This is a genomic window from Psychrobacter sp. AH5 (assembly GCF_040371085.1).
Classification (GTDB): Bacteria; Pseudomonadota; Gammaproteobacteria; order Pseudomonadales; family Moraxellaceae; genus Psychrobacter.
The window spans coordinates 2,713,395-2,737,531 of sequence record NZ_JAMBMT010000001.1 but is presented as its reverse complement, the minus strand read 5'-3'; the positions used below and the strand labels follow the sequence as shown (position 1 = coordinate 2,737,531).

The 24,137-nt window shown below is 41.4% G+C and carries 18 protein-coding genes; 13 read left to right on the top strand and 5 right to left on the bottom strand.

Annotated features, from left to right (window positions below; genetic code table 11):
• Window positions 1–356: 356 nt before the first annotated feature.
• From M0N77_RS11640 to dnaA, 3 genes are all read right to left on the bottom strand, one after another.
• Window positions 357–1,547 (bottom strand): DNA replication and repair protein RecF, encoded by a 1,191-nt coding sequence (locus M0N77_RS11640; RefSeq protein WP_353105338.1) that lies wholly within the window; start codon window positions 1,545–1,547, stop codon window positions 357–359.
• A 31-nt stretch (window positions 1,548–1,578) separates the two neighbouring features.
• Window positions 1,579–2,754 carry a DNA polymerase III subunit beta gene (dnaN, locus tag M0N77_RS11635; RefSeq protein WP_353105337.1) on the bottom strand — a complete coding sequence of 392 codons (1,176 nt, stop codon included), beginning with the start codon at window positions 2,752–2,754 and terminating at the stop codon, window positions 1,579–1,581.
• A 113-nt stretch (window positions 2,755–2,867) separates the two neighbouring features.
• Window positions 2,868–4,370: a chromosomal replication initiator protein DnaA gene (dnaA, locus tag M0N77_RS11630; RefSeq protein WP_353105336.1), complete on the bottom strand. Its 1,503-nt coding sequence runs from the start codon at window positions 4,368–4,370 to the stop codon at window positions 2,868–2,870.
• Between the two features lie 635 nt (window positions 4,371–5,005).
• Here dnaA and rpmH point away from each other — a divergent pair.
• From rpmH to M0N77_RS11590, 8 genes are all read left to right on the top strand, one after another.
• Complete coding sequence (gene rpmH / locus M0N77_RS11625) at window positions 5,006–5,140, top strand: 50S ribosomal protein L34 (protein WP_007394757.1); 135 nt, start codon at window positions 5,006–5,008, stop codon at window positions 5,138–5,140.
• Window positions 5,141–5,310: 170 nt separating this feature from the next.
• Window positions 5,311–5,682, top strand: coding sequence for a ribonuclease P protein component (rnpA, locus tag M0N77_RS11620; protein WP_353105335.1), 372 nt, complete (start codon window positions 5,311–5,313; stop codon window positions 5,680–5,682).
• A 1-nt stretch (window position 5,683) separates the two neighbouring features.
• Complete coding sequence (yidD, locus tag M0N77_RS11615; protein WP_353105334.1) at window positions 5,684–6,037, top strand: membrane protein insertion efficiency factor YidD; 354 nt, start codon at window positions 5,684–5,686, stop codon at window positions 6,035–6,037.
• Between the two features lie 270 nt (window positions 6,038–6,307).
• Window positions 6,308–7,990 (top strand): membrane protein insertase YidC, encoded by a 1,683-nt coding sequence (gene yidC, locus M0N77_RS11610; RefSeq protein WP_353105333.1) that lies wholly within the window; start codon window positions 6,308–6,310, stop codon window positions 7,988–7,990.
• Window positions 7,991–8,139: 149 nt separating this feature from the next.
• Window positions 8,140–9,579, top strand: a complete 1,440-nt coding sequence (gene mnmE / locus M0N77_RS11605; protein ID WP_353105332.1) for a tRNA uridine-5-carboxymethylaminomethyl(34) synthesis GTPase MnmE — start codon at window positions 8,140–8,142, stop codon at window positions 9,577–9,579.
• 20 nt (window positions 9,580–9,599) lie between these two features.
• Window positions 9,600–10,064, top strand: coding sequence for a transcriptional regulator NrdR (gene nrdR, locus M0N77_RS11600; RefSeq protein WP_353105331.1), 465 nt, complete (start codon window positions 9,600–9,602; stop codon window positions 10,062–10,064).
• 95 nt (window positions 10,065–10,159) lie between these two features.
• Window positions 10,160–11,215 carry a bifunctional diaminohydroxyphosphoribosylaminopyrimidine deaminase/5-amino-6-(5-phosphoribosylamino)uracil reductase RibD gene (ribD, locus tag M0N77_RS11595; RefSeq protein ID WP_353105330.1) on the top strand — a complete coding sequence of 352 codons (1,056 nt, stop codon included), beginning with the start codon at window positions 10,160–10,162 and terminating at the stop codon, window positions 11,213–11,215.
• A gap of 376 nt (window positions 11,216–11,591) precedes the next feature.
• Window positions 11,592–12,278, top strand: coding sequence for a riboflavin synthase (locus tag M0N77_RS11590; protein WP_353105329.1), 687 nt, complete (start codon window positions 11,592–11,594; stop codon window positions 12,276–12,278).
• Window positions 12,279–12,291: 13 nt separating this feature from the next.
• On the opposite strand, the gene M0N77_RS11585 is transcribed toward M0N77_RS11590, so the two are convergent.
• A complete protein-coding gene (locus M0N77_RS11585) occupies window positions 12,292–15,204 on the bottom strand; it encodes a response regulator (RefSeq protein ID WP_353105328.1) in 2,913 nt (970 codons plus the stop codon).
• A gap of 384 nt (window positions 15,205–15,588) precedes the next feature.
• Here M0N77_RS11585 and fmt point away from each other — a divergent pair, with 384 nt between their 5' ends.
• The 3 genes from fmt (at window position 15,589) to thrC (ending at window position 20,042) form a co-directional block, all read left to right on the top strand.
• Window positions 15,589–16,680, top strand: a complete 1,092-nt coding sequence (gene fmt / locus M0N77_RS11580) for a methionyl-tRNA formyltransferase (protein WP_353105327.1) — start codon at window positions 15,589–15,591, stop codon at window positions 16,678–16,680.
• A 71-nt stretch (window positions 16,681–16,751) separates the two neighbouring features.
• Window positions 16,752–18,338: a transcription antitermination factor NusB gene (locus M0N77_RS11575; protein ID WP_353105326.1), complete on the top strand. Its 1,587-nt coding sequence runs from the start codon at window positions 16,752–16,754 to the stop codon at window positions 18,336–18,338.
• Window positions 18,339–18,620: 282 nt separating this feature from the next.
• On the top strand, window positions 18,621–20,042 hold the full coding sequence (gene thrC / locus M0N77_RS11570; RefSeq protein WP_353105325.1) for a threonine synthase: 1,422 nt from the start codon (window positions 18,621–18,623) through the stop codon (window positions 20,040–20,042).
• 122 nt (window positions 20,043–20,164) lie between these two features.
• Here the strand turns inward: thrC and M0N77_RS11565 are convergent, their stop codons facing one another.
• Complete coding sequence (locus tag M0N77_RS11565) at window positions 20,165–21,322, bottom strand: cytochrome-c peroxidase (RefSeq protein ID WP_353105324.1); 1,158 nt, start codon at window positions 21,320–21,322, stop codon at window positions 20,165–20,167.
• 381 nt (window positions 21,323–21,703) lie between these two features.
• Between M0N77_RS11565 and M0N77_RS11560 the strand changes: the two genes are divergently transcribed.
• Both M0N77_RS11560 and dprA read left to right on the top strand, forming a co-directional pair.
• A complete protein-coding gene (locus tag M0N77_RS11560; protein WP_353105323.1) occupies window positions 21,704–22,798 on the top strand; it encodes a LysM peptidoglycan-binding domain-containing protein in 1,095 nt (364 codons plus the stop codon).
• Between the two features lie 100 nt (window positions 22,799–22,898).
• Window positions 22,899–24,119 (top strand): DNA-processing protein DprA, encoded by a 1,221-nt coding sequence (gene dprA, locus M0N77_RS11555; protein ID WP_353105322.1) that lies wholly within the window; start codon window positions 22,899–22,901, stop codon window positions 24,117–24,119.
• Window positions 24,120–24,137 lie beyond the last annotated feature (18 nt).

Sequence of the window (24,137 nt, the reverse complement as noted above, 5' to 3'; positions counted from 1 at the left end):
ATATTTTATATCGACAGTATTTTGACCAACTATAGATTACTTGATAGTTGCAAAAACACTACAGAGAAGAACGTCAGATAATCGCTGAAAATAGGGTAAAAATAAAGGATTATTTTAACATTTTTTTGGCTCTAAGTCACTGTTTACTGGTGATTTATAGCTTAATGACTGTAAAGTATCGCGAATGTCAGATGCTAATCGATAATAAAGCTAATAGCCTAAAATAAAGCGTTGAATAGAGGGATAAATAGAGTAGAAATGAGGATTATTGATAAAATATCTGAGTCAATTTCAATAATATTAACTAATAAGTATATGATAAATTAATAAACAATTATTTATCTAAAAGTATAAGTTTAATTAGCGCTATCAAAATTTGTTATTTCACCTTGTTTCATGTGAAACGTATTATAATTTGACCAGTATTTTTGGACTATCGGTAGTACATCAGCGGTTAAGCTGGTCATAAATACTTGGCAAGGCAACTGTGCTAAAGTTGCTAACAAAATCTTTATCGCTCTATCATCAAGCTCAGCGGTGATATCGTCTAATAACACTACTGGCGTGATATTAGACTCAGCTATTGTAGATTGCTCAGACAAGCTTTCGGTTGATTTACTATGTAGTAATAGCGGCAGCTGCGATAAACGCAAAGCAGTAATTAATAGCTTTTTTTCACCCCGAGATAACACATTGGCCGCTTGCTCCTTTAAGGAGGCCCTTTTGTTAGCGATATCATCATCATTATGACTCTCAGAGCGCCAATGCACATGAATATCTGCGCGATGACTGCCAATACGAGTATAGCCTAGCTGTAGATCTTGACTCAGACGCTCCTGCAGCTGTTTATCTAAAGGTATGGTAGTATCGTAACCAGCGTTATAACTCAAGCTGATTTGTTCAGCATAAGCGGGTAATAACTGCGTCATACTTTGTTCAAAATATGGCTGCCAAGCAAGAAAGACTTGCTCACGATAATGATGGATAAGAGCGGCATTATTGGCTATGCCTTGATCCCAAGATTTTAGTTCAGCAAGCTGTACTGAGGTCAAGCTATTGGTTTGCTTAAGTAAGGCGTTACGCTGTTTTAGCAAACGCTGATAAGCTACCCATTGCGGATGAAATCCTGGTTTCATGTGAAACACTAGCCAGTCTAATAACTGACGACGGCTAGCACTACCCTGCTCTAGCATATCCATTGAGGAGGGGTCTATTAGTAAAGTGGGCAACTGCTCAGTAAGAATACTTTGATTATAAACCGTAGTTTGATTGAGACGTAAAATAGTCGTCGCATCAATCTGCTTTTGAATGGCCAAGGTGCGTCCATCACTCAAAAGTGCATGGACGGTAGTCGATGGCTGATGATGCTGAATATAGCGTTTAGGTTGGCTATGACGAAAGCTCTTGCCGCGTGATAATAAAAATATAGCTTCTAATAAGGAGGTTTTACCGCTGCCATTTTGTCCAATGATAACGTTACAAGCAGCGGCTTGTAGCCTAACCTTGCTTAGATTGCGTAGGTCTGTTGCCTGCAAACGTTCAATCATGATAATTATACTAGCCTTGTTCAGCTTGCTATTATATGCGCATTGGCATAATAACGTATTGATGAAAGTCATCATTTAACTGATTGACCAAAACTGAAGCATTGGACTGACTCATGTGCATCTGCACCTCGCCTTGAATGACGCCCAATACATCTTGCAGATAGGCGGCATTAAAGGATAGCTCCATCGGCTCACCTTGATACTTTGCCTGAATCATCTCTACCGCTTCATCTTGCTCAGCGTTATTGGCTCGAATCTCAACCATGCCATCGCTAGCAAAGTTAAATACTACACCGCGAGACTTTTCGTTACTTAAAATAGCGACTCGGCGTAACACATCAGTCATTTTTTCTTGACTAAATAAAGCTAGCTTATCAGTATTACTGGGCATAACTCGGCGATAGTCTGGAAATTTACCGTCAATAAGACGGGCGGTAAAGGTTACCATCAAGTCTGTGCTCACCTGCCCTGTGCTATCAACATCGCCAAACGGCAAACTGACTTGTAAGAACTCTCTGCCGAAACTTAAAGTTACGACATTATCTTTATCACCTAGCATCTTGCCTAGCTCAGTCGCCAAACGTTCTAGCTCAATCACCGCTTTACGGGGCAATATAGCTTGCATGTTTAAATCACTATCAATATCAATCACACTACGCGCCAAAGCTAATCTGTGACCATCGGTAGCCACCGTAGTCAGCTGCTGCTGTGACACATCAAAGAGCATACCAGTCAAATAATAGCGGACATCTTGAATCGCCATGGCAAACTGTGTTTTATGAATCAGATCTATCAAGCGGCTACGGCTGATAGTCAAAGCCGTTATGTTTTCAGGATTGCCTAAATTTGGATAATCACTGCTTGGCAAAGTCCCTAAGGTAAAGCGGCTCTTGCCACTAGTCAATAAGCAGCGCTCATTTTCTTGAGTGGTTAGCGTGATTTGTGCTTGAGCCGGCAATGATCGACAAATATCTTTGAGTTTCATCGCAGGTAGAGTCGTTGTCCCGGCTGCTACGCAAGCGCCTGCAGGTAATTTAAGGGTAGAGGTCAGCTCAACCTCTAAATCAGAAGCGGTCAATACTAGCTCTGATTCAGATAATTGCAACTTTATATTGCCCAAAATCACCATATTATGACGCTTGTCAGCAGCCTTGGCGATTAAGTTAATAGCTTTTAACAACGACTCACGATTAATCGATAATTGCATGCTAGGTACTCTTATTTTTAAAGAAATCTGTTTGTAGAGGTAGTTATATTTTTATAAGTTTGAATCATTATAAACTATATTTAGCCGCTAAAATACCGCGTAACTATTCGCTACTATCCAGCCTGTAACATCATAGCTAAAGCTTTATAGTCTTTGTCTACCGTAGGATCTTCCGCGCGCAATTGAGCGACTTTTTCACAGCCATGCATAACGGTCGTGTGGTCGCGGCCTCCAAATGACTGACCAATATCAGGATAGCTGTCCCCAGTCAGCTCCCGCGATAGTGCCATGGCTATCTGCCGTGGTCTGGCAATACTACGAGTACGCTTACGTCCCATCAAGTCCTTAACGCTTATATCATAGTATTCAGCGACAACTTTACGAATATTATCCATATTAACCGCTTGTACACGCATAGCGACTATGTCTTTTAGCGCATACTGCACCATCTCAAGCGTCACCGGTGCACCTGTCAGATTCGCATTGGCAAACACTTGATTCAAAGCGCCTTCCAATCTTCTGACATTAGAGACGACATTTTGTGCAATAAATAAAGCGCACTCTTTGGGTAGTATCATGCCAAAGGAGGCGGCTTTTCTTTGTAATATCTGCACTCGCGTATCAATCTCAGGTGGCTCAACGGCCACTGTTAAACCCCAAGAAAACCGTGAGCGAAATCTCTCATCAAACTCAGTCATTTGTGAAGGATGACGATCTGAGGCCAAAATAAGCTGTTTATCACCACTAGTAAAATCGGCAAATAAGGTCAAAAATTCATTACTACTTTTAGTCTTTCCTGCTAACACATGAATATCATCGACAATCAATAAATCAACTTTTTTAATTTTCTTTTTAAAATCTTCTATTTTATTATTTCTTAAAGAATAAACTAATTGGTTAATAAATTTCTCAGAAGTGAAATAATAAAAACTTCTATTATTTTTTAAATAGCGCTGAGCAACAGAATGCATTAAATGAGTTTTTCCTAATCCTGAAGGACCATATATAAATAATGGATTATGTCTATTTTTTGATTGGCGCTTACTGAGCTCATAACAAGCCTTGTAAGCAAGGTTGTTTGACTTGCCAGTAACAAAGGTTTCAAAGGTAAAATCAGGGTTTAGGTAACTGAGTGATTTGGCATCAGCAGAGTCAATGAGAGCCGCATACTGATGATTAGTACCAGCATCAGCTCTAGCGGCTAGCGTTAAACTCTCGTTATTATTTTGCGCTGATTTATTTTGTGGTAAGAGGGTAGGGGAGGAGCCCCCATTATCATTAGTAAATAAAGAATTATTCGCTTGAGCATTGCTACTAGTAGGGTTGCTAGCAATAGTATCTTGCTCACTACTCTGATCAGACTGAGCAATGTTATCAACCCGAACAACTACGTCATCAATGTTGTCTTGGCTATGCTTAGCGACTAATTGACGAATATCGTCCAAATGATTTTTTTTGATGTAAGAAACAAAATAATCATTGGGCGCTCTAATCACTAAGGTTTGCGCTTCTTGATGCGCTGATAAAGGTCTCAACCACATAGTAAAGACATTATCTTTGACATGATAACGCAGGTCATCCAAGCATTTATCCCAAAGTGTAGCGGTATCTATCATGAAAAACTAACCTTATTATTCAATAGTAAATGCGATGTATTAGCGCTTAGAGCTAGGCATTTAACTGCGTACTTGATCTTAAATTTAATCCAAAAAAATAGTAATAAATTACAGTATTAATAGGGGCATAATCTACCACAAATAGCCTGTGGATAACATCCTGTTTTTTGGGGATAACCCTGTGGATAGTTTTGGGGATAACTTTAGTACCTGAGTTACCCCCATTCCATCCACAGGTTATCCACAGGGTTACCCATACTCTAATACTTTGATAAGTAACGATTATATTGACTTATCCGCAGAAATATAGGGCCCCAATAACAACAATACTTATATATATTAATAGTTAATTATTATAGAGAACGACAAAATCTGTGGATAACTTCCTAAAAGCGTTAGCAAAAGTGACAGTAAGATTAGTAATAAAACTGAACAAACAGCTTAGTAGATTACAAATTATACTGAGTTAAAATATAAAAGAGGACTAAAGAACAGCAGCAATGGCGTACTAGGAGCAATTGGCATATTAAGAGTAATTACTAGCAAAACAATCAATTAGTTTATTGACCTAAATTTAGTAAAATGATATAATCCCGCATTATTTGAATTTAGTCCATTATTTTGATAGGTGAGTTATGAAACGTACATTCCAACCAAGCGTGATCAAGCGTAAACGTACTCACGGTTTCCGTGCACGTATGGCAACGAAGAAAGGCCGTCAAGTATTGGCACGTCGCCGCGCTAAAGGACGTCATCGTCTTACTGTGTAAATAGTATTGGTTATGATTGATAACTAAGACATATATTAAAAGCGCCCTCGTAGGCGCTTTTTTTGTCTCTATAATTTGTACTAAGTACTTAATATTTCATATATCACATCAAATGCTTAAATAGTTATTTAACCAATAACTATGGTATAGCTCTTATTTTAGGCCGCACTATGTCCCATTCGTCTTTAGCTACCCCTACCTTCCGCTTCACTAAAGAGCAGCGTCTACTCACTCCAGCAGCTTTTCGTGAGGTGTTTGATGCTCCTGAGCGTAAATTGCATCAGAGCCATTTAATGGCATTTATACGTAGCAATACGCTTGATCAGCCGCGCGTCGGTATGGCTATTACTAAACGCAAAGTTCCTAACGCTGTCAGCCGCAATTTGGTCAAACGTTTAATTAGAGAGAACTTTCGTAATCAAGCTTTTAATTTAGAAAATAAAGATATTGTATTTATAGTAAAAAATTCTATAAAAGATATTAGTAATAAAGATATAAAAAAACAAATTAATAATATTTTTAAAAAAATAGAAAAAAAATAAAATGTATAGTTATAAAAATAATATTAATCATTTTATAAATAAAATATTTATTGGATGTATTAATTTTTATCAAAAGATAATAAGTCCAATAATACCGGCTCGTTGTCGTTATTATCCAACTTGTTCAAATTATGGTAAACAAGCTATTGCTTGGCATGGGGTTCGATCAGGAGGTTGGTTACTCGTTAAACGCCTTGGTCGTTGTCAACCTTGGGGTGGACATGGTATCGATTTTGTCCCGCTTCCTTTAAACCGCTATCACTACCGCCCTGCTGTTAGTAATGAGAGTTTGAGTGTTTATCTTGATAACACCAGCTATGTAGCACGTTTAAACAATCTTCTAAGCCAAAAATAGATTTGCATAGGATAGATTGTGGATAACTAATGATAATTATCTAGTAGTTCTCCTTATTTTAGTAAGTTATCCCCAATTTATTAGAGTTATCCACAGCCTATCCACACTGTTGGTATCATTTAGGCTAGATTTTTAGTAAAATAATGCACATTTTATGTAAATGATTACTGATTATATTAGAGCTGCTAGCGACATGAGCAGTTTTGTCCCAGTAATTATGATGCATGCCCTCATGTTTGGTTCCCTAATTTTTTAATCTAGGACAGGTTTATGCAAAAGATATTACGGGTAATGATCATCATTGCGATGCTAATTACCGCTTATCTGCTGATTTTGGCATGGCGAGATGATTATGCTGATGCGCCAGCTGTAGAAGCTACGCCAAAATCAGCAACTTCAGTAGGCGCAGATATTCCCTCTACTACTGGTACCGCTGGTGATATTCCAGCACAGACATTACCTATTGATAATAGTATAGCGACTACTGCTCCGACTAAAGATAATGGACTTATCTCTGTCACTACTAACCGTTATGACATTAAGATTGATCCTGAAGGTGGTGATATTGTTTATGCCGCGCTCAAGCAATATGACGCGACACTTGATAGCGACGAGCCTTTTGTGCTGCTTGAAAATAATAGCAACCGTGTTTATATCGCTCAGTCAGGTCTTATAGGTCAAGACGGTATCGATACTGCAGAGGGCCGTGCTAGTTATAGCTATACTGCTGATAATTACGTTATGGAAGAGGGGCAGCAGACCTTATCAGTACCACTAACTTATCAAAAAGATGGCGTGACTATCACTAAGACTTACACCTTTACTAATGATAAGTATCCTATTGATGTCAGCTATCAGATTCAAAACCGAACCGCGCAGCCATGGCAAGGTCAGTTATTTGCGCAGTTAAAGCGCGATGATAGTAAAGATCCGGGCATGTCTGATAAAGGCGCGCTGAGTATGGCAACCTACTTAGGCGGCGCATGGGGTACTCCTGAAGATCCTTATAATAAGCTTAAGTTTGGCAAATTTGGCAATAATGAGATTAATGTAAGCAGCGACAAAGGCTGGGTCGGTATCGTGCAGCATTATTTTGTCTCCGCTTGGACGCCAGAGAACTTCACGGGTCAATTTTTTAGCCGCGAAACTGGTAGTGATTACTTTATTGGTTTTAATAGCCAACCTATAAATATTGCGGCTAATAAACAATTGACTCTAGACGCCACTTTATATGCTGGCCCTAAGGTACAATCAGAGCTAAAAGATGTCGCAGTAGGCCTCAATCAAACCGTTGATTATGGCTTATTATGGCCCATATCGAAGATACTTTTTGCTATTCTTGATGGCATCCATAAAGTATTAGGGAACTGGGGTTGGTCAATCATTGTGCTAACTATCTTGGTCAAGATCTCCTTGATGTGGTTCTCAAATAAGAGCTACTACTCAATGGCGAAAATGCGCTCTTTAGCGCCTAAGCTTGCCGCGCTCAAAGAAGAGCATGGCGATGATCGGATGAAGATGTCGCAAGAGATGATGGCTATCTATAAAGAAGAAAAAGTCAATCCAATGGCGGGTTGTTTACCTATCTTGATGCAGATGCCGATCTTCTTAGCACTATACTGGGTATTAGTTGAGAGTGTTGAGCTACGTCATGCCCCTTGGATATTGTGGATTCAAGATCTATCTGCAATGGATCCTTGGTTCATCTTGCCGCTATTAATGGGGGTGTCGATGTTCATTCAGCAGCAGCTCAATCCGCAGCCTGCTGATCCTATGCAAGCTAAGGTTATGAAGTTTTTGCCGATTATCTTTACCGCCTTTATGTTGTTCTTCCCAGCAGGTTTGGTACTGTACTGGACGGTGAATAACTTATTCAGTATGACGCAGCAATACATCGTCAATAAAAAAGTTGAAGAAGAGCAAAAGCGCCGTACTGTCAAAGTGCTTGGCTAAAATAATCTTTTGATAGGTTATCCTTCTAAAACCATCGCTTAGGCGGTGGTTTTTTTATAATAAAAATATCAAACTCCGCTATTTAAAGTTTACTTTGTCAGTATTAGCCTAGCCGTCTATAATAGGGTTTTGATTAATTGAGAGTAGTTGTGAATTCTACTGAGACACTAGCGACTAAAACCTCTGGATTGCCGACGATTGCTGCTATCGCTACGCCATTGGGGCGCGGAGGTGTTGGGATTATCCGCTTATCTGGAACCAAAGCTTATGATATTGCTTGTCAATTAACAGGCAAGACTCGCTTTACTCCGCGCTTAGCCAGTTTTTGCCGCTTTTATCAGGCTGACGGTAAAGTGATTGATGAAGGCTTAGTACTTTATTTCAAAGCGCCTTTTTCCTTCACCGGTGAAGACGTGATTGAGCTGCAAGGCCATGGCGGCGTGATATTACAAAACCTGCTGTTAGCGCGCGTGTTTGAGCTAGGCGCTAAGCAAGCCACTGCTGGTGAATTCTCTTATCGCGCTTTTGATAATGACAAGCTTGATCTGGTGCAAGCAGAAGCCATCGCTGATGCTATCGATGCGACTAGCGTAGCGGCGGCCAGTAGTGCTATTCGCTCATTAACTGGGGAATTCTCAGAAAAGATCAATCAGCTGCTAGAACAGCTGATTCACCTGCGTTTGCATGTCGAGGCAGCGATAGATTTCCCTGATGAAGAGGATGTTGATTTTTTATCCGATGGCGTGATTCAAGAAAAGCTTGAACAAGTACAGGCACAAGTACAGCAAGTATTAGCTACTGCTAAGCAAGGCCAGCTACTGCGCGATGGAATTCATGTGGTATTAGCCGGTCGGCCTAATGCTGGCAAATCAAGTTTACTCAATCGGCTAGCTGGGCAAGAGCGAGCTATTGTTACTGAAGTGGCTGGAACCACTCGCGATACGCTAAATGAGACGGTAGTGCTTAATGGTTTAACCTTGCATCTAACCGATACCGCAGGTCTACGTGATACCGAAGATACCGTTGAGCGTATCGGTATTGAGCGCGCTCGCACTGCTATCACTCAAGCCGATATCTTGCTACTAGTCTATGATGTCACCCGTGATATAGCAGGCGAGAGTACGCCTTTAGAGTTGGCAGAACAACTATTTGGTAAGCTACCAGAAGCTAAGCGTCTACTGATTATCGCTAATAAGAGTGATTTGTTAAATGATGAAAATAGTGTTGATAGCAAAAATGACGTCAACTCTTCATTGCAGCTTGAAATGACAGAGCAAGGCTATCAACAAGTTAATGTTTCATGTGAAACAGGGGCAGGCATTGAAGAATTGATACAGGCGCTATGTGATAAAGTAGGCTTTCATCCGCCAGAAAACAGCCTGATTGCACGTACTCGGCACATAGATGCCCTAAGGCGAACGGCCGACGCTCTAGCAGAAGCTCATGAGCAGCTAATAGTTTTTAAGGCAGGAGAGCTAGTCGCTGAGAGCCTAAGACAAGCCCAGCATAGCTTAGGTGAAATTACAGGCGAGTTTAGCGCTGATGACTTACTAGGCAAGATATTTGGTAGTTTCTGCATTGGAAAATAAATTTAGGTTAAGGAAAAACTATGCATTGTCCTTACTGTAATGCCTCAGAGACTAAAGTTATCGATTCACGGTTAGCGGCAGAAGGCGCACAAGTTCGTCGTCGCCGGTCGTGTAGCAGCTGTCAAGAGCGCTTTACCACTTTTGAGATGGTAGAAGTAGTGATGCCACGTATTATCAAGTCTAGTGGCAAAATTGAGCCTTATGACAACGAGAAACTACGTCGCTCTATTCTATTACCGCTACAAAAGCGCCCTATCACTATTGATGAACAAGAGGCGATGATCAGCCGAGTAGAAAAACGCGTCAGGCAAATGGGGGAGCGTGAGATTAGTAGTAAAGTGCTAGGTGAGATCATCATGAGCGAGCTAAAAGAGCTAGACGACGTCGCTTATGTGCGTTTTGCTAGTGTTTATCGCGATTTTCAAGATATTGATGCGTTTCATCAAGAGCTTGCTAATATCCGTCCTGTTGATAAAAATGAATAGTTAATTGTTCTTTTTGGATCTGATTTTATAGTTAGTCTTTAATATTTTATTCACGTGAAACCTTTTTATTCAGCTCATTTTATTAAGCCATTTATATGTCAACATTACCGCAGGCGCAAAACGCTGAAGATAATTACTTTATGATGCTAGCTGTTGAACAAGCTAAGCAAGGGCTGTATACCACTAGACCGAATCCAGCAGTAGGCTGCGTCATAGTACAATCAGCGAAGATTATTGGCCAAGGCTTTCATCCAAAAGCTGGACAACCTCACGCCGAAGTTTTTGCTCTAAAAGAAGCAGGCGCAAGCGCAAAAGGTGCAACCGCTTATGTTACCTTGGAGCCCTGTAGTCATACCGGACGGACGCCGCCTTGTGCGCTTGCATTAATAAAAGCTGGTATCAAAAGGGTGGTTATAGCAGGGCTTGACCCCAATCCGCAAGTGGCGGGCCGCGGGGTAGCTTTGTTAGAGCAGGCGGGTATAACGGTCACTATTGGCGTATTAGAACAACAAGCCGCTGCTTTAAATAAAGGTTTTTTAAAAGCAATGCGCACGCAGCTGCCTTATGTACGCCTTAAGATTGCGACTAGTCTTGATGGTCGTACCGCCATGGCAAACGGTGAGTCAAAATGGATAACAGGGGTAGCGGCTCGCGAGGATGTACAAAAGCTAAGAGCGCGAAGTGGCGCTATTATCACAGGTAGCCAGACTGTGATAGCGGATAACCCAAAGCTCAATGTGCGCTCATCGCAATTGGGCGTCGATATCAAGCAAGTCCCTCAGCCGTTAGTGGTTGTGCTCGATAGACGACAGCGCTTAGCTTATGAGGCAGAGTCCGACTATCAGTTATGTCGTAATGAGCAAACCCAATATTGGCGCAATGATAATCTGCTCAGTTTGCTTAAAAACTTAGTTAGTGAGCATCAGTGCTATGAGGTATTAGTAGAAGCAGGAGCGAGCGTGGCAGCGAGCTTTCTCAGTCAACAATTAGTCGATGAGTTAATCGTTTATCAAGCGCCTTGTCTGTTAGGTACACAGGCGCGAGCTATGGTGGATTTTAATCCTTTATCTTTAGCGCAGCAGTTACGTTTCCAATATCATAAGCAGGAACAGATAGGCAATGATTTAAAGATTACCTTGTTACCTATTTAGCCGTTAGTACAAGCTCTATTTCTAGGCGATATGTTAGGTAGAGTGTGGATAATTAAGGTGATTTTAATGATGTTCCACATGAAACTATAAGCGGTTGTGGATAACTTAATTTATTATAGTTTCACATGAAACAAATACATAACTAAATTAACTAGTAAGACTTATAATATTTGTAATAATATCAATAACTTATAATTTTTTAATCTAATTAAAACTTTCAGTAGAAAAAATAGCAATGGTTGTGGATAACTTCGAAATATTCACTATTTTACAAATTAGTTAGGACTATATTGCTATAGTTATCCACAACTTATCCCCTTTAGCCTAGATACTAGCTTAATAACTTTATATAAACCCATAGTCAAAAGAGGTAGACATGTTTACAGGAATTATCGAAAGCGTTGGCCATGTCAAATCCATGCAACCAGTGGATGGCGATATTCGTTTGACGATAGAGTCTGACGATTTAGACTTTAGCGATGTTAAGTTAGGCGATTCTATTGCCTCAAATGGTATTTGTTTGACCGTAGTGGCTATGGGTAGTAATTATTATTCGGTTGATGTTTCACGTGAAACTATCGCTCGTACGGCATTAGAAGCGCTAAAACCCGGTCATATCGTTAATTTAGAAAAAGCTATGCTACCGACTACTCGCTTTGGGGGTCATATTGTCGCCGGTCATGTCGATGGGGTTGGGGTAGTGAGTAAGCTGCAAAAAGATGCGCGCTCTATCTATATAGAGATTGAAATTCCAAAGGAGCTGGCCCACTATACCGCTACTAAAGGTTCTATTACCGTAGATGGTATTAGTTTGACCACAAATTTGGTGCGCGATAATATTGTCAGCTTAAATATCATTCCGCATACTGCGCAAGTGACTAATATCGCTAAGCACTGGCTATTAGGCGATAAGGTAAATATCGAGGTTGATATTGTGTCGCGTTATTTGGAGCGTTTACTCAATAAGGGCCAAAGCTCATCAGCTACTGATGCCAATTCTCATAGCAACCCACAAAGTAACATTACAGAGGCTTTTTTGGCGGATAATGGCTTTATGAAATAAATAAGCTATGAGTTTAAGGATTAAGAAACAGCTTTAGCACCTTCTCTAACTTATTTTTTTGAATAGGTTTGGTCAAGAACTCATCCATTCCTGCTTGCTGACAAATAAGCTTATCCTCAGCACTATCGTTAGCAGTCAAAGCAATAATAACAATATCATCACCTGAGTCTCTAATGGCTCGGGTAGCGGCTAAACCGTCCATAACAGGCATTCTACAATCCATCAAAATAAGAGCAAGCTGCTGGCGATGTACTTTTAATACTTTAAGGGCTTGCTCGCCATTTTTTGCCACGATGCTCTCATAACCTAGCTTAGATAAAAGCTTACAGGTGATTTTTTGGTTGGTTGTATTATCTTCAACGACTAGTATTAGCGGCGGCTGTGATGACTCCGATTGTTTTTTAGACGCCTCACTTATCACCGTATTATCAATAGACGGGTTAGCATCAAAGCCAGCATTGTCTATATCTAGCGGATTACTAGCTATAAGCTCGTCTTTCGCTGCTATTGGCGCTAGAGAGGATAGCGGTGCTTTAGGTTGATGTTTAGCTAAGCGTATCAGCTCAGAGATCATTAACGTGATGTCTATAGGTTTGTTCAAAAAGCCGTCAAATCCTTCAAGAATATCAGAAGGTATACTACGCTCTGGTTTTCGACTAAGCACTATCTTTGCTACTTTCGTGTTATTAATCAGTTCTTGCAAAGTATTATTTGCTGGGCTAGCAGTGTTTAGTGAGCTATTTTTTAAGCCATTGCTGTTATCTATATTCTCTATATTTAAGGCTTCAGACTGAGCCTTTAGCTTATCGTTATAAGCTTGGAAGTAGTCATAATCTAACATCAAAATAGGGGTCATTGCTGATGACGGCTGAGTAAGCTGCTGCGCTAATCGCGCTATCGCTACAGGGTTTAGCTCACTATAAATACTGACAGTCATAAATAGATAGTCGCCTATGCGCTGCAAATAAGTCTCACTTAAGGCTTGATCAACAACCGCAATAAGATGAATATGTAATAAGTCACTGTGAAAATGATAAACCGGTTGATAAATAGGGCTGCGACAAGGAATATAGAGATTAAAGGTGCTCCCACAGTCTATCTCACTGTCTAATTGGATAAAGCCGCCAAGTAGCTGCGCAAAGCTATTGGAGATGGCTAAACCTAGTCCCGTACCGCCAAATTTTTGACTAATTTGCGGATTGGCTTGGTTAAAGTATGAAAATAATTTATGTTGCTCACTAGCTGCAATACCGATACCGCTGTCTTTGACACTAAAGCGAATCCACTGATATTCAGGGTTACTGTCAGTACTATCTTTAGCCTGCGTAACAATATCAGAACCAGAACCAGAATCAGCATCAGAAGAAGTCGTCTGATTTAGTGGGGGCTGAGTGACTCCTTCTATAATGAGAGCTACATAACCTGAATGAGTAAACTTAACCGCATTACCCATAAGATTTAGGAGTATCTGGCACAGACGGCTACCATCTGTACTGATATAACGAGGGCAAGCCGGATCAAAATAGTACAGTAGATCTATATTTTGACGTCGAGTAGCGCTTATCATCAGATCACTGACGTGCTGGCCTAATTTAAAGATATCACAGGATTCGCTGAAGATATCGACGCGCCCAGCCTCTATCTTTGCCATATCTAGCATATCATTTAGCATAGTAAGCATAGCTTGACTCGACTGGGTTAGAGTTGCGAGGATCTCTTGTTGCTCTTTATTTAGAGTCTGCTTCTCTATCATATTAAGCGTACTGATAATAGCATTCAGCGGCGTACGCAGCTCATGACCGATCACTGATCTAAGCTCAGTAAAGGATTTGACCTTCGCTTCTAAGTTTTGATTGCTTTTTTGCAAAGTTTCAGTTTTTTCAATAAAAGCGCTTACGTTATTTAGTAAAGCGCTAAAGCCGCGCACTTGACCATGCTCACCGAACCACGGGGTAATGTGTAGCTGATAAGGCTGATTATTCTCTAGACCATAGACTAGTAGCGTACGCGTCACCCGCTGTGTACTAAGGTCTAACAGTAATTGCTGAGTGGCTTTGTCACTGCCAGTAAAAAAATCAATCAGCTTATAACGAATATCGCTTTGATAAGAAGTGGCAAAAACTTGCTCAAAACGCCGATTAAAAAAGCTAATATCACCCTTACGCATTATCATCAGCATAGGTAAAGGAGCGTAATCAACTAAGCGCTCTAAGCGATGCTGTAAAGTTTGAATGCGGCGATGATTACTATGCAATTGATATTTGATACGGCTAAGCGCATATCCTAAGCGTAAAAATTCTGAAGAGCTCTTGTTAGTAATAAAAGGTATTGAGCTATAAGCTTCTTTGGCATCTTCGCTCAAATTATCAGTATAAAGTAGCATTTGTTGCCAGTTAGCTTGGCGTCTGAGGGTATAAATCAGCGCTATCATAAGAAGTATTAGGGCCGCTATCAAAGGTAACCAGTAGCGATATAAGGTCCAGCGAATCTCAGGACTTTTATGACGCAGCACAAGATAGAATTTACAACCGTTTTCAAGGGTTATACTAGCTCTGAGAACGTTATTATCTAGCTGATAAGAGACTTTAGTATTAACCGCGGAGGCGGGAAAACTGATGGGTATTAGCTCTTTTTCATTGGGGCGAGTATGAGTATAGATATAGGTTTGCCCAGATGGCAGCATAAAAATAAGCTGATAACTGATATCTGCAAAATAGTTTTTTTCTAATATAGCCTCTACATCAGAGTTTGTAGCGACACCGTGTTCTATAATTTCATGCTGTAAATTATCAAAAATAGCCATGCTATTTTGCTTGCTGTATTCCTTTAGGCCAATATAAAGCGCGACATAATACAAAGACACCATGATAAGTAGTGTAAAAGCATAAAATAGCAATAAGCGTATTAGTGATTGAAACTGTGGCATGAGGGTATAATCAATCCTATGCTTAAGTAAGGATGCAAGTAACTAGGATAACTACTTTTAAGATAACTACTTTTATGATAATTCCTTTGCGTAAAGGGTTAAAAGCTATTATCTGCTCTCTAAATACTATGGTTATTAAATACTATGGTTATATAGTTACTATCATCACAAAGCTTTATCCCCTTCATGATAGCAATAATATTATGAGAGTCGTTAGCTGAATAATCACGGCAATGCTTAGTAAAATGAGTTGGCGTCTAACAAGCATGGCACGCAGCCTTAAACTCACCTATAATGTCAGCATAAATACAAAATACTATGACGCTTGCCAGTGCTTTATGCCATCTAGTATAAGTAGGTTTATGAATAATAATAAGGAAAATAATGACTGCTGCTGACTCTATTTCAATGGATAATTCCAATACTACCACTGCGCCGCTAGAGACTGGTTTACCCATACCAAGCCAGAGCCGCCGAGTAGTATTTGCCGGTACTCCTGAATTTGCAGCAGTTAGCTTAGAGGCATTAATTGCACAGCAAGAGGCGCTGAATATAGAAATAGTAGCGGTCTATACTCAGCCGGATCGCAAAGCAGGCCGCGGTCAAAAACTCAGTATCTCAGCAGTTAAGCAGGTTGCTATCGAGCATGGCATTGTCATCGAGCAACCGGCTGTTTTTAAAAAATCAAGCGTAGAGGGCATGGCGGCTAGAGAGACTTTGCGCTCTTATCAGCCAGATATCATGATTGTCGCCGCTTATGGGCTTATTTTGCCCGTTGGTGTACTCACTATTCCAACCTTTGGCTGTCTTAATATTCATGCCTCGCTTTTGCCCCGTTGGCGCGGCGCGGCGCCCATCCACCGGGCGCTATTGGGTGGTGATAGCGAGACTGGCATTACCATTATGCAGATGGATAAAGGCTTAGATACTGGCGATATGCTCTATAAAACTAGCACGGATATCAGTAATGAGGATAGTGCTGCTAGCCTGCACGATAAGCTTGCAGAGTTAGGGGCTCAGGCTATTAGCACAGTACTAAAAGATTTAGAGAACTATCAAGCTAAAGCTGTCAAGCAAAATGATAGCGAGGCTAATTATGCCGAAAAGCTAGTCAAATCTGAGGGCGAGATTGATTGGACACAGCCTGCCGCTACTATTGAGCGGCAAATACGCGGCTTAACGCCGTGGCCGGGTGCTTATACTTTTATAGATGGCAAACGCGTCAAAGTATTGGCTAGCCTGCCAGTTAATGATACCCAGCAAACCACAGCGTCAGCGGGTACGGTTATAAGTGTTGGACGTAAGGCTATTCTTGTAGCTTGCGGCAAAGATACCGCAAGTGATGCTCAAGCGAGTACCTTGCGTATCACTCAATTGCAGTTTGCAGGTGGCAAGCCGATAAACGCTGAGCAAATTTGTCACGGTAATCAGCTCGATGATGGTGATCAATTCACACGCGACCCCAATCAGCATTAAACTCACATAAAATAAGCCACACTCTATTCAAATAAGGCGCCATTTATCAGGCGTCAAGGAAATAACACTTAATGAGACAACCGTCAACAGCGTCTAATCATAATAGTAAAAAGCTCAAACCCTCAAGCAATCTAAAAATGACAGGTAGTGTACGCGTCCGCGTTATTCGTACTTTGCTAGCCATTCAAAATGGGCAATCGCTTGCTAGCGTGCTTGATCCGCTATTAAACAGCTTACATGAAGGCGATAAAGGTTTTGCTCATGCGCTGCTTTTGACTACTTTGCGTCAGTGGTTTGCTTTAGAGCGCCTGCTTGATAGCCTAGCGGATAATCCTATTGACGAGATAGAAGTGCGTACCACTATTATAGTGGGACTGACGCAGCTGCTTTATCTGGAAGTTGCCGATCATGCCGCTATCCATGAAACGGTTGAATCGGTAAAAGAAATCGATTTTGCCCACGCAAGCGGCCTAGTTAACGCCATCTTACGTAAAGTAAATAAGAACCCTAGTAAGTTCCGTAAAAAATGCGATAAAAAACACAGCTTACCAAACTGGCTAGCCTATCAGCTCAAGCAAGACTGGAGCGAGCACTATGATGAGCTGACCCAAGGTTTGCGTCAGCCAGCGCCGATGTTTTTGCGGGTAAATACTGCCACTAATACTGGGGTTACTTCAGTAAGCGACTATCAGCAAACTTTAGAGCAAGCCGATATTAGCGCGGAGTTAGTTGAGCTAAAAAGTAGTTTATTATTCTCACAGCCTACTGAAAGTAACGACACAGTGGCTACGATAATAAATCACCAAGCTCTGCGTCTAAACCAAAGCATGGCAGTCAATGGTTTGCCTACTTTCGCTGAAGGTGGTCTTAGTATTCAAGATTTATACGCACAACTGGCAGCGCCTTTATTGCATCAAGCGCTGATTCAAAAACAAGCTGCTGATAAAGCAAAAGCTGATAAAGAACAGGGTAGCAACGTCTCAGAATTAAAAATATTAGACGCTTGCGCCGCGCCTGGTGGCAAGCTGGCTCATTTATTAGAGCTATTAAATACTAAAAGTGATAGTTTGTTTCATGTGAAACAGTCTGATAATGAGGTGCTATCAGATAATAAAGCAACTATCGAAGTGACAGCTATCGACAATGAAGCGCCGCGTATTGAGCGCATTCATGATAACCTGCAACGTTTAAACTTAGAGCAAGCTAATAACCCTATTAAATTAGATATTGTCTGTGCTGATGCCACGCGTTGGCAATTAGCTAAAAAAGGCTCTGAAGCGTTAGCGCTCTTTGACGCTATTTTATTAGACGCGCCTTGTACCGCCACTGGCGTTATCCGCCGTCATCCTGATATTAGCCTTTTGCGTACCGAGGAAGATATCGAGCAAACCGCAGGCTTGCAGGCAGATATTTTGCATAATCTTTGGCCTCAACTCAAAATAGGCGGTTATCTGCTGTATGTCACGTGCTCTATTCTAAAGCAAGAAAACGTCGAGCAGATGCAGGACTTTTTGAGTAAAAATAACAATGCCAAAGCTATTGAGATTACTGATGACAGTAATTGGGGTATCGCCCAAGAGGTCGGTCGTCAGTGTTTGCCAATAGATAGCGAGAGCGGCGATGGATTTTATTATGCGCTATTGCAAAAGACAGCTTGATAAGTATATTTAAGACTTATTTTTGACCTTTGTAAATTTAAGCTTTAATACGTTATTGATGTATAAAATGCACCCTACGAATTGGAAGAAAATTGTAGATAGTTTATTTTAAGTGGTGTAGGTTGCCTTATGAATAAGTTTATTAAATTTACGTAGGCTGGTGCTTTAGTCCAGCTTCTATATTTTGCAAGGTTACTGTGCTGGGCTAAAGTGCCAGCCTACAATCATATATACCTATTTGAAATTTATATTTGAATAAAGCAATTATTTATAGGACAAAACATGAAATATATCAGTACCCGTGGTCAGACTCAGCCGATGGATTTTAGTGATGTGCTCCTTATGGGGCTTGCTCCTGATGGTGGTCTTATGCTGCCAGAGCATTATCCGCAGATTGATGATGCCACGCTTAATGACTGGCGTCATCTTAGCTATCCAAAGCTAGCGTTAGCGATTATGCAGCGTTTTGCTACTGATATTCCGCATGCCGATCTTAAAGATATTATTGAGCGCACATATACTAGCGAAGTGTTTGGTAGCGAAGATATTGTGCCGGTACGCAAGCTTGAAGAGGATTTATACATTTTAGGCTTATCCAATGGCCCAACTTTAGCGTTCAAAGATGTGGCGATGCAGTTCTTAGGTAATGCTTTTGAGTACGTGCTTAAACGCCAAAACGCCCGTATTACTATCATTGGTGCAACCAGTGGCGATACCGGTAGTGCCGCTGAATATGCGTTACGTGGTAAAGACAACATCGAAGTGTTTATGCTGTCGCCGTATGGCAAAATGAGCGAATTTCAGCGCGCGCAGATGTATAGCTTAACCGACGACAATATTCATAATATCGCTATCGATGGCATGTTTGATGATTGCCAAGATATTGTCAAAGCTTTACAGCAAGATGCAGAGTTCAAAGCCTCCTATAATTTAGGAACGGTAAACTCGATTAACTGGGGCCGCATTCTTGCGCAGATTGTTTATTATTTCAAAGCCTACTTTGCGGTGACTAGTAGTAATGAAGAAACCATTAGCTTTTGTGTGCCCTCAGGTAATTTTGGTAATATTTGTGCCGGTCACATCGCTCGCGAGATGGGGCTACCTATTGGACGCTTGATTGTCGCAACCAATGAGAATGACGTCTTAAATGATTTCTTTAATCAGGGTACTTATCAGCCGCGCGCTACGGACAAGACTTATGTCACCTCCAGCCCGTCAATGGATATCTCTAAAGCCTCAAATTTTGAGCGTTTTGTTTATTTATTGCTAGATAAGGACAGTGCTCGGGTGAATGAGCTGTTTGAAGGGGTGAAGTCAGGGCAGGGCTTTGATTTATCTAAGCTGATGCAAGTGGTCAATAATCGCTATGGTTTTGCCGCTGGTAAGTCTACTCATACCGATCGATTGAATACTATTAGGACTTTGTATGAGCAATACGACGAATTGGTTGATCCACATACCGCTGATGGTATCAAGGTTGCCAAACAGTTGCAGCAAGAAGGCGAGGTCATCGTTTGCGCTGAAACCGCGTTGCCAGTGAAGTTTGCCGAAACGATTTTTGAGGCTGTCGGACCGATTGAGATTAGGCGTCCAAAGCATACCGAAGGGTTAGAAGACCTAGAGCAGCATGTGGTGGTTTTGGATAATAAGGCTGAGCTAGTTGCTGAACAAATTCGTCAGCAAGTAAAACCAAATCTACTATAAGTAGTCGTTTGATTTCTTGTTTCACGTGAAACTATATAATATAAAGAAGCCCTCGCATCTAAGAGTTAGATAGCGAGGGCTTTTTAGTGAGCGTTTTATTAGCAATTGATGATACAGAGTATTCAGCTTTGCTTCTTGAAAGGCTCAGGTAACGGTGTGTTCTCATTAGATGGCGGCAGTATAGGGTATTGAATCTTAGGTTGATCGCCAGTTAATGTTTTTAGGAAAGCCACTACATCAGCGGTCTCCTCAGGAGTATAGTCGCGGTTTAGTTGGATTTTACCCATGATATTGACCGCCTCGCTTAAGGAGTTGACTTGACCATCATGGAAGTAAGGATAGGTCAGCTCGATATTACGCAGTGTCGGTACTTTGAACCAATGCTTGTCCTCTTCCTTACCGGTTACTGCGTAGCGTCCCTCTGATAAGTTCTGAGTAGTATACTCTGCAAAAACCCCAAATTTTTGATAAGAGCTACCGCCTAAAGCGACGCCATTATGACAAGCGATGCAGCCACTTTCTTTGAATATCTTATAGCCGTTTAGCTCTTGCGCGCTAAGAGCGGCATCATCTCCTTGTAACCATTTATCAAAGCGGGCGTTAGGAGTGACTAAGGTGTCTTCAAACTGGGCAATAGCGCTAGTAATTTGTTCTATGATGATATCGCCTTTTTGCGCAAAGGCCTTATGGAATAAATCTTGATATTCAGGGATAGAATTTAGGACTTTGACCACGTGCTCATGAGTCGATGCCATCTCCAGAGGATTCTCAATAGGGCCACCCGCTTGCTCTATCAAATCTTTAGCACGTCCATCCCAGAACTGTGCCAAGGAGTAGCGACTGTTTAACACCGTAGGGGAGTTGATAGGGCCTTCTGCCCAGCCGTGACCAATCGAGGTTGGCATATTATCAGTGCCACCTTTGGCTAGATCGTGACAGCTGTTACAAGATAAGGCTCCGGACTTTGATAAGCGAGTATCAAACCATAGCATACGACCTAGATCGACTTGTTTGGGATTAGATACCGCCGCAACTTTGATAGCCTCAATAGGCTCATCACGAGTGTTAGCTGCTTGCGCGGCTACTTGCTCTGCTTGAGAGGTATTGACATTAGCCGCGTCATCAGTTGCATTTTGTGCGGTAGCCGTTGAAGGGGTTTTATCATCAGTCGTATTCTCTGTTGCCACATCCTGCTGATTTGAGCAGCCTATTAATGCCAAAAAACTACTACCAATGGCAATAGCTAACAGTCGCTTTTGATATGATTTTTGTTTGCCCATAGTTCAGATTCTCCATACAAACCCTAGGTAGATACTAGGTATTAGACAAATTAGCTAAGTAATAAGTATAAAACCATAATAACATTATGGATATTATTTGTATATAAAACCTTACTGAAAGTATGCTATTAACAATAAGACTTAACTATTTATTTCACAAAATAGAATTTTATTTTAAGTTTGAATAATTATGTGATATAGGTTAGTTTTATGTAAAAGTGCGTCTTGATTTATGCTATTGTGCAGTTGACTGTAACCAAAGCTAATTTATGACTGGGTGAAGTGAGCGAAGCAGTAATTTAGTTTAGTTTTTATCGCTGGTTTATCTCATTTCAAACAAATCTTTGTTGACCATGTCACTCAGAATTTTTGGATATAATAATGAAAATAAGCTTTAATTCTTTAACAAAAGCGTTATTGATGACCGTTATTAGTAGTACGTTATTGATGACTACGGCACAAGCTAATAATCCTGCTCCCACTATCAAGGCTGATGCTCCCAACCGCTATATCGTCAAAAAAGGCGATACTTTGTGGGATATCTCAGGTCGTTATTTGGATAGTCCATGGCGCTGGAAAGAGATTTGGGCGACTAACAAGCAAATCAAAAACCCCAACCTTATCTATCCTGATGACATTCTTATTTTATGTGTCATTCAAGGGCAAACCCTCGTCGGTATCGATACGGGTGAAGGCTGTGCTGGCGTCGAGAAACAGTTAACAGGTCAAGTAGTGAGCGCCGTTACTGTGACTTCAGTGACCAATAGTATCCCTGCTATTCCTTTGACTGCTATCAAGCATTGGTTAGATCGCTCAGTTATCGTGCGTCCAGAGGATTTTAGTAGCACCCCTTATATTTTGGCCTCCAAAAACCGCAACTTAATTACCGCGAGTGGCGATAAAGTTTATGCCAAAGGCGTTCCACTGATTGTCGGTCAGCGCTATGGCGTGTATCGTGAAGGCGAGAAGTATGTCGATCCCAAAACTCAAAGAATAATTGGTCTTGAAGTCACCCAAGTTGCTAGTGCTATGGTCACGAGTGTTGCTGAGAATGGAGTAAGCAGCCTACAGCTGACGCAGTCTTATGGCAAAGAAGTACGTGAAGGCGATAGAGTGTTCTTAGAGCTAGGTAACTCTATTCCGCCAGTATTTTATCCAGCTCCTGCTGAGGTCAGCCGTGGCGGGATGATCGTACGGGTGATGGATTCTATCAGCTCAGCGGCTCGCGGTAGCGTTGTGGCTATCAATTTAGGAACGGCTCAAGGAGCTAAGCCTGGTGATGTCTTGACCGTTTATCAAAAAGGGCCATTGGTACGCGATACCATTGATAATGATAATTCGGTACGCCTGCCTAGCGAAGAGAGTGGTATGGTCATGGTGTTTAATAGCTTTGACGATATCAGCTATGCTTATGTACTGAGCTCAGAGCTACCCCTAAATGTCGGCGATCAATTACTACCACCGCCGTATCTTTAGAGGGTTTTTTGCTCATAGCTTAACTATAGCTAAATTTAGATAAATGCCTTTGCGCTGTTATAGTAGTGCTATACCCATACTAATGATGAGCTAACTGACTATGACCTCCCTTTCGTCCTCTTTAAGCTCTGAGCAACGCGCTATTTTGGCCTTGTGGTATGAGATAAATGCTTCATTATCTGCCTATCATAAGCTGATTAGCGCTTTTGGTAGTGCAGAGCAGGCTTGGTCAGCTAGTTTTAGCGCTTGGAAGGAGTTGGGTGTGCATCGTGCTCACTTACAGCGCCATGAGCAGCCGGAGCAAACGCTGGCTAGCATCGACAAAATAGAGCAGGCGCTTATCGCTAAGCAGTATCAGCTGGTTTTTGCTGATCAGTCTGAGTTTCCACTGCAGCTGTTACAGATTTATGATCCACCGCCGTTACTGTTCTATCGAGGCAATATTAACCGCCTGCAACAAGCGCAAATCGCTATGGTTGGTAGCCGCAAACCTACCGCTCATGCACAAAAAACTACTTTTGATATCGCTCAATATTTAGCGCAGACCGGTTACGTCATCACTAGCGGCTTAGCTATGGGTGTCGATAAATGTGCTCATCTTGGCGCACTAGCGCAGGCTGATAGTGACTATCAAGGGCGCACGGTAGGCGTCATGGGTACGGGAATCGATGTCTATTATCCCAATCACCATGACAAGCTATTTGCGCAAATTATTGAGCAAGGTGGCTGCATTATTAGTGAATTACTGCCGCATACTCAGCCGCACAAACATACTTTTCCGCGCCGCAATCGTTTGGTAGCAGGTTTGAGCTTAGCGACGATTGTCACCGAAGCGACTATCAAAAGTGGCTCACTGATTACCGCTAGACTCACCTCCGAGCAAGGCAAGCAAGTCTTTGCTATTCCCAGTCATATCGATAATAAAAACGCCGAAGGCTGCCATCATCTGATACGTGAAGGCGCAACCTTGATTTATCATCCAGAGCAAGTGCTAAGCGATGTCAATGCTCAGCTCAATTTTCCACAAAAAAAGCCTACACCAGCTAAGTCCACTAACTTAGATAAAGAGGATAACTTGCATCAATCAGCAGTCGCTGATCGTCTACCTTTAACCAATAGTCTATCCACTCGCCTGCCCTTGACAATAAAAGTGCCCGAGCATTTAAGCTGCATTTATGAGTTACTAGATTGGCAAGGGCAGGATTTAGATGCATTGCTAATGTCCTCTAAACTAGCAGCACCGCAACTGATTGGTCAGCTGATGGAGTTAGAACTATTGGGCGCAATCGAGGTACAAGGCGGTCGCTATTTACGGTTATAATAGCTATTTTTAATATCA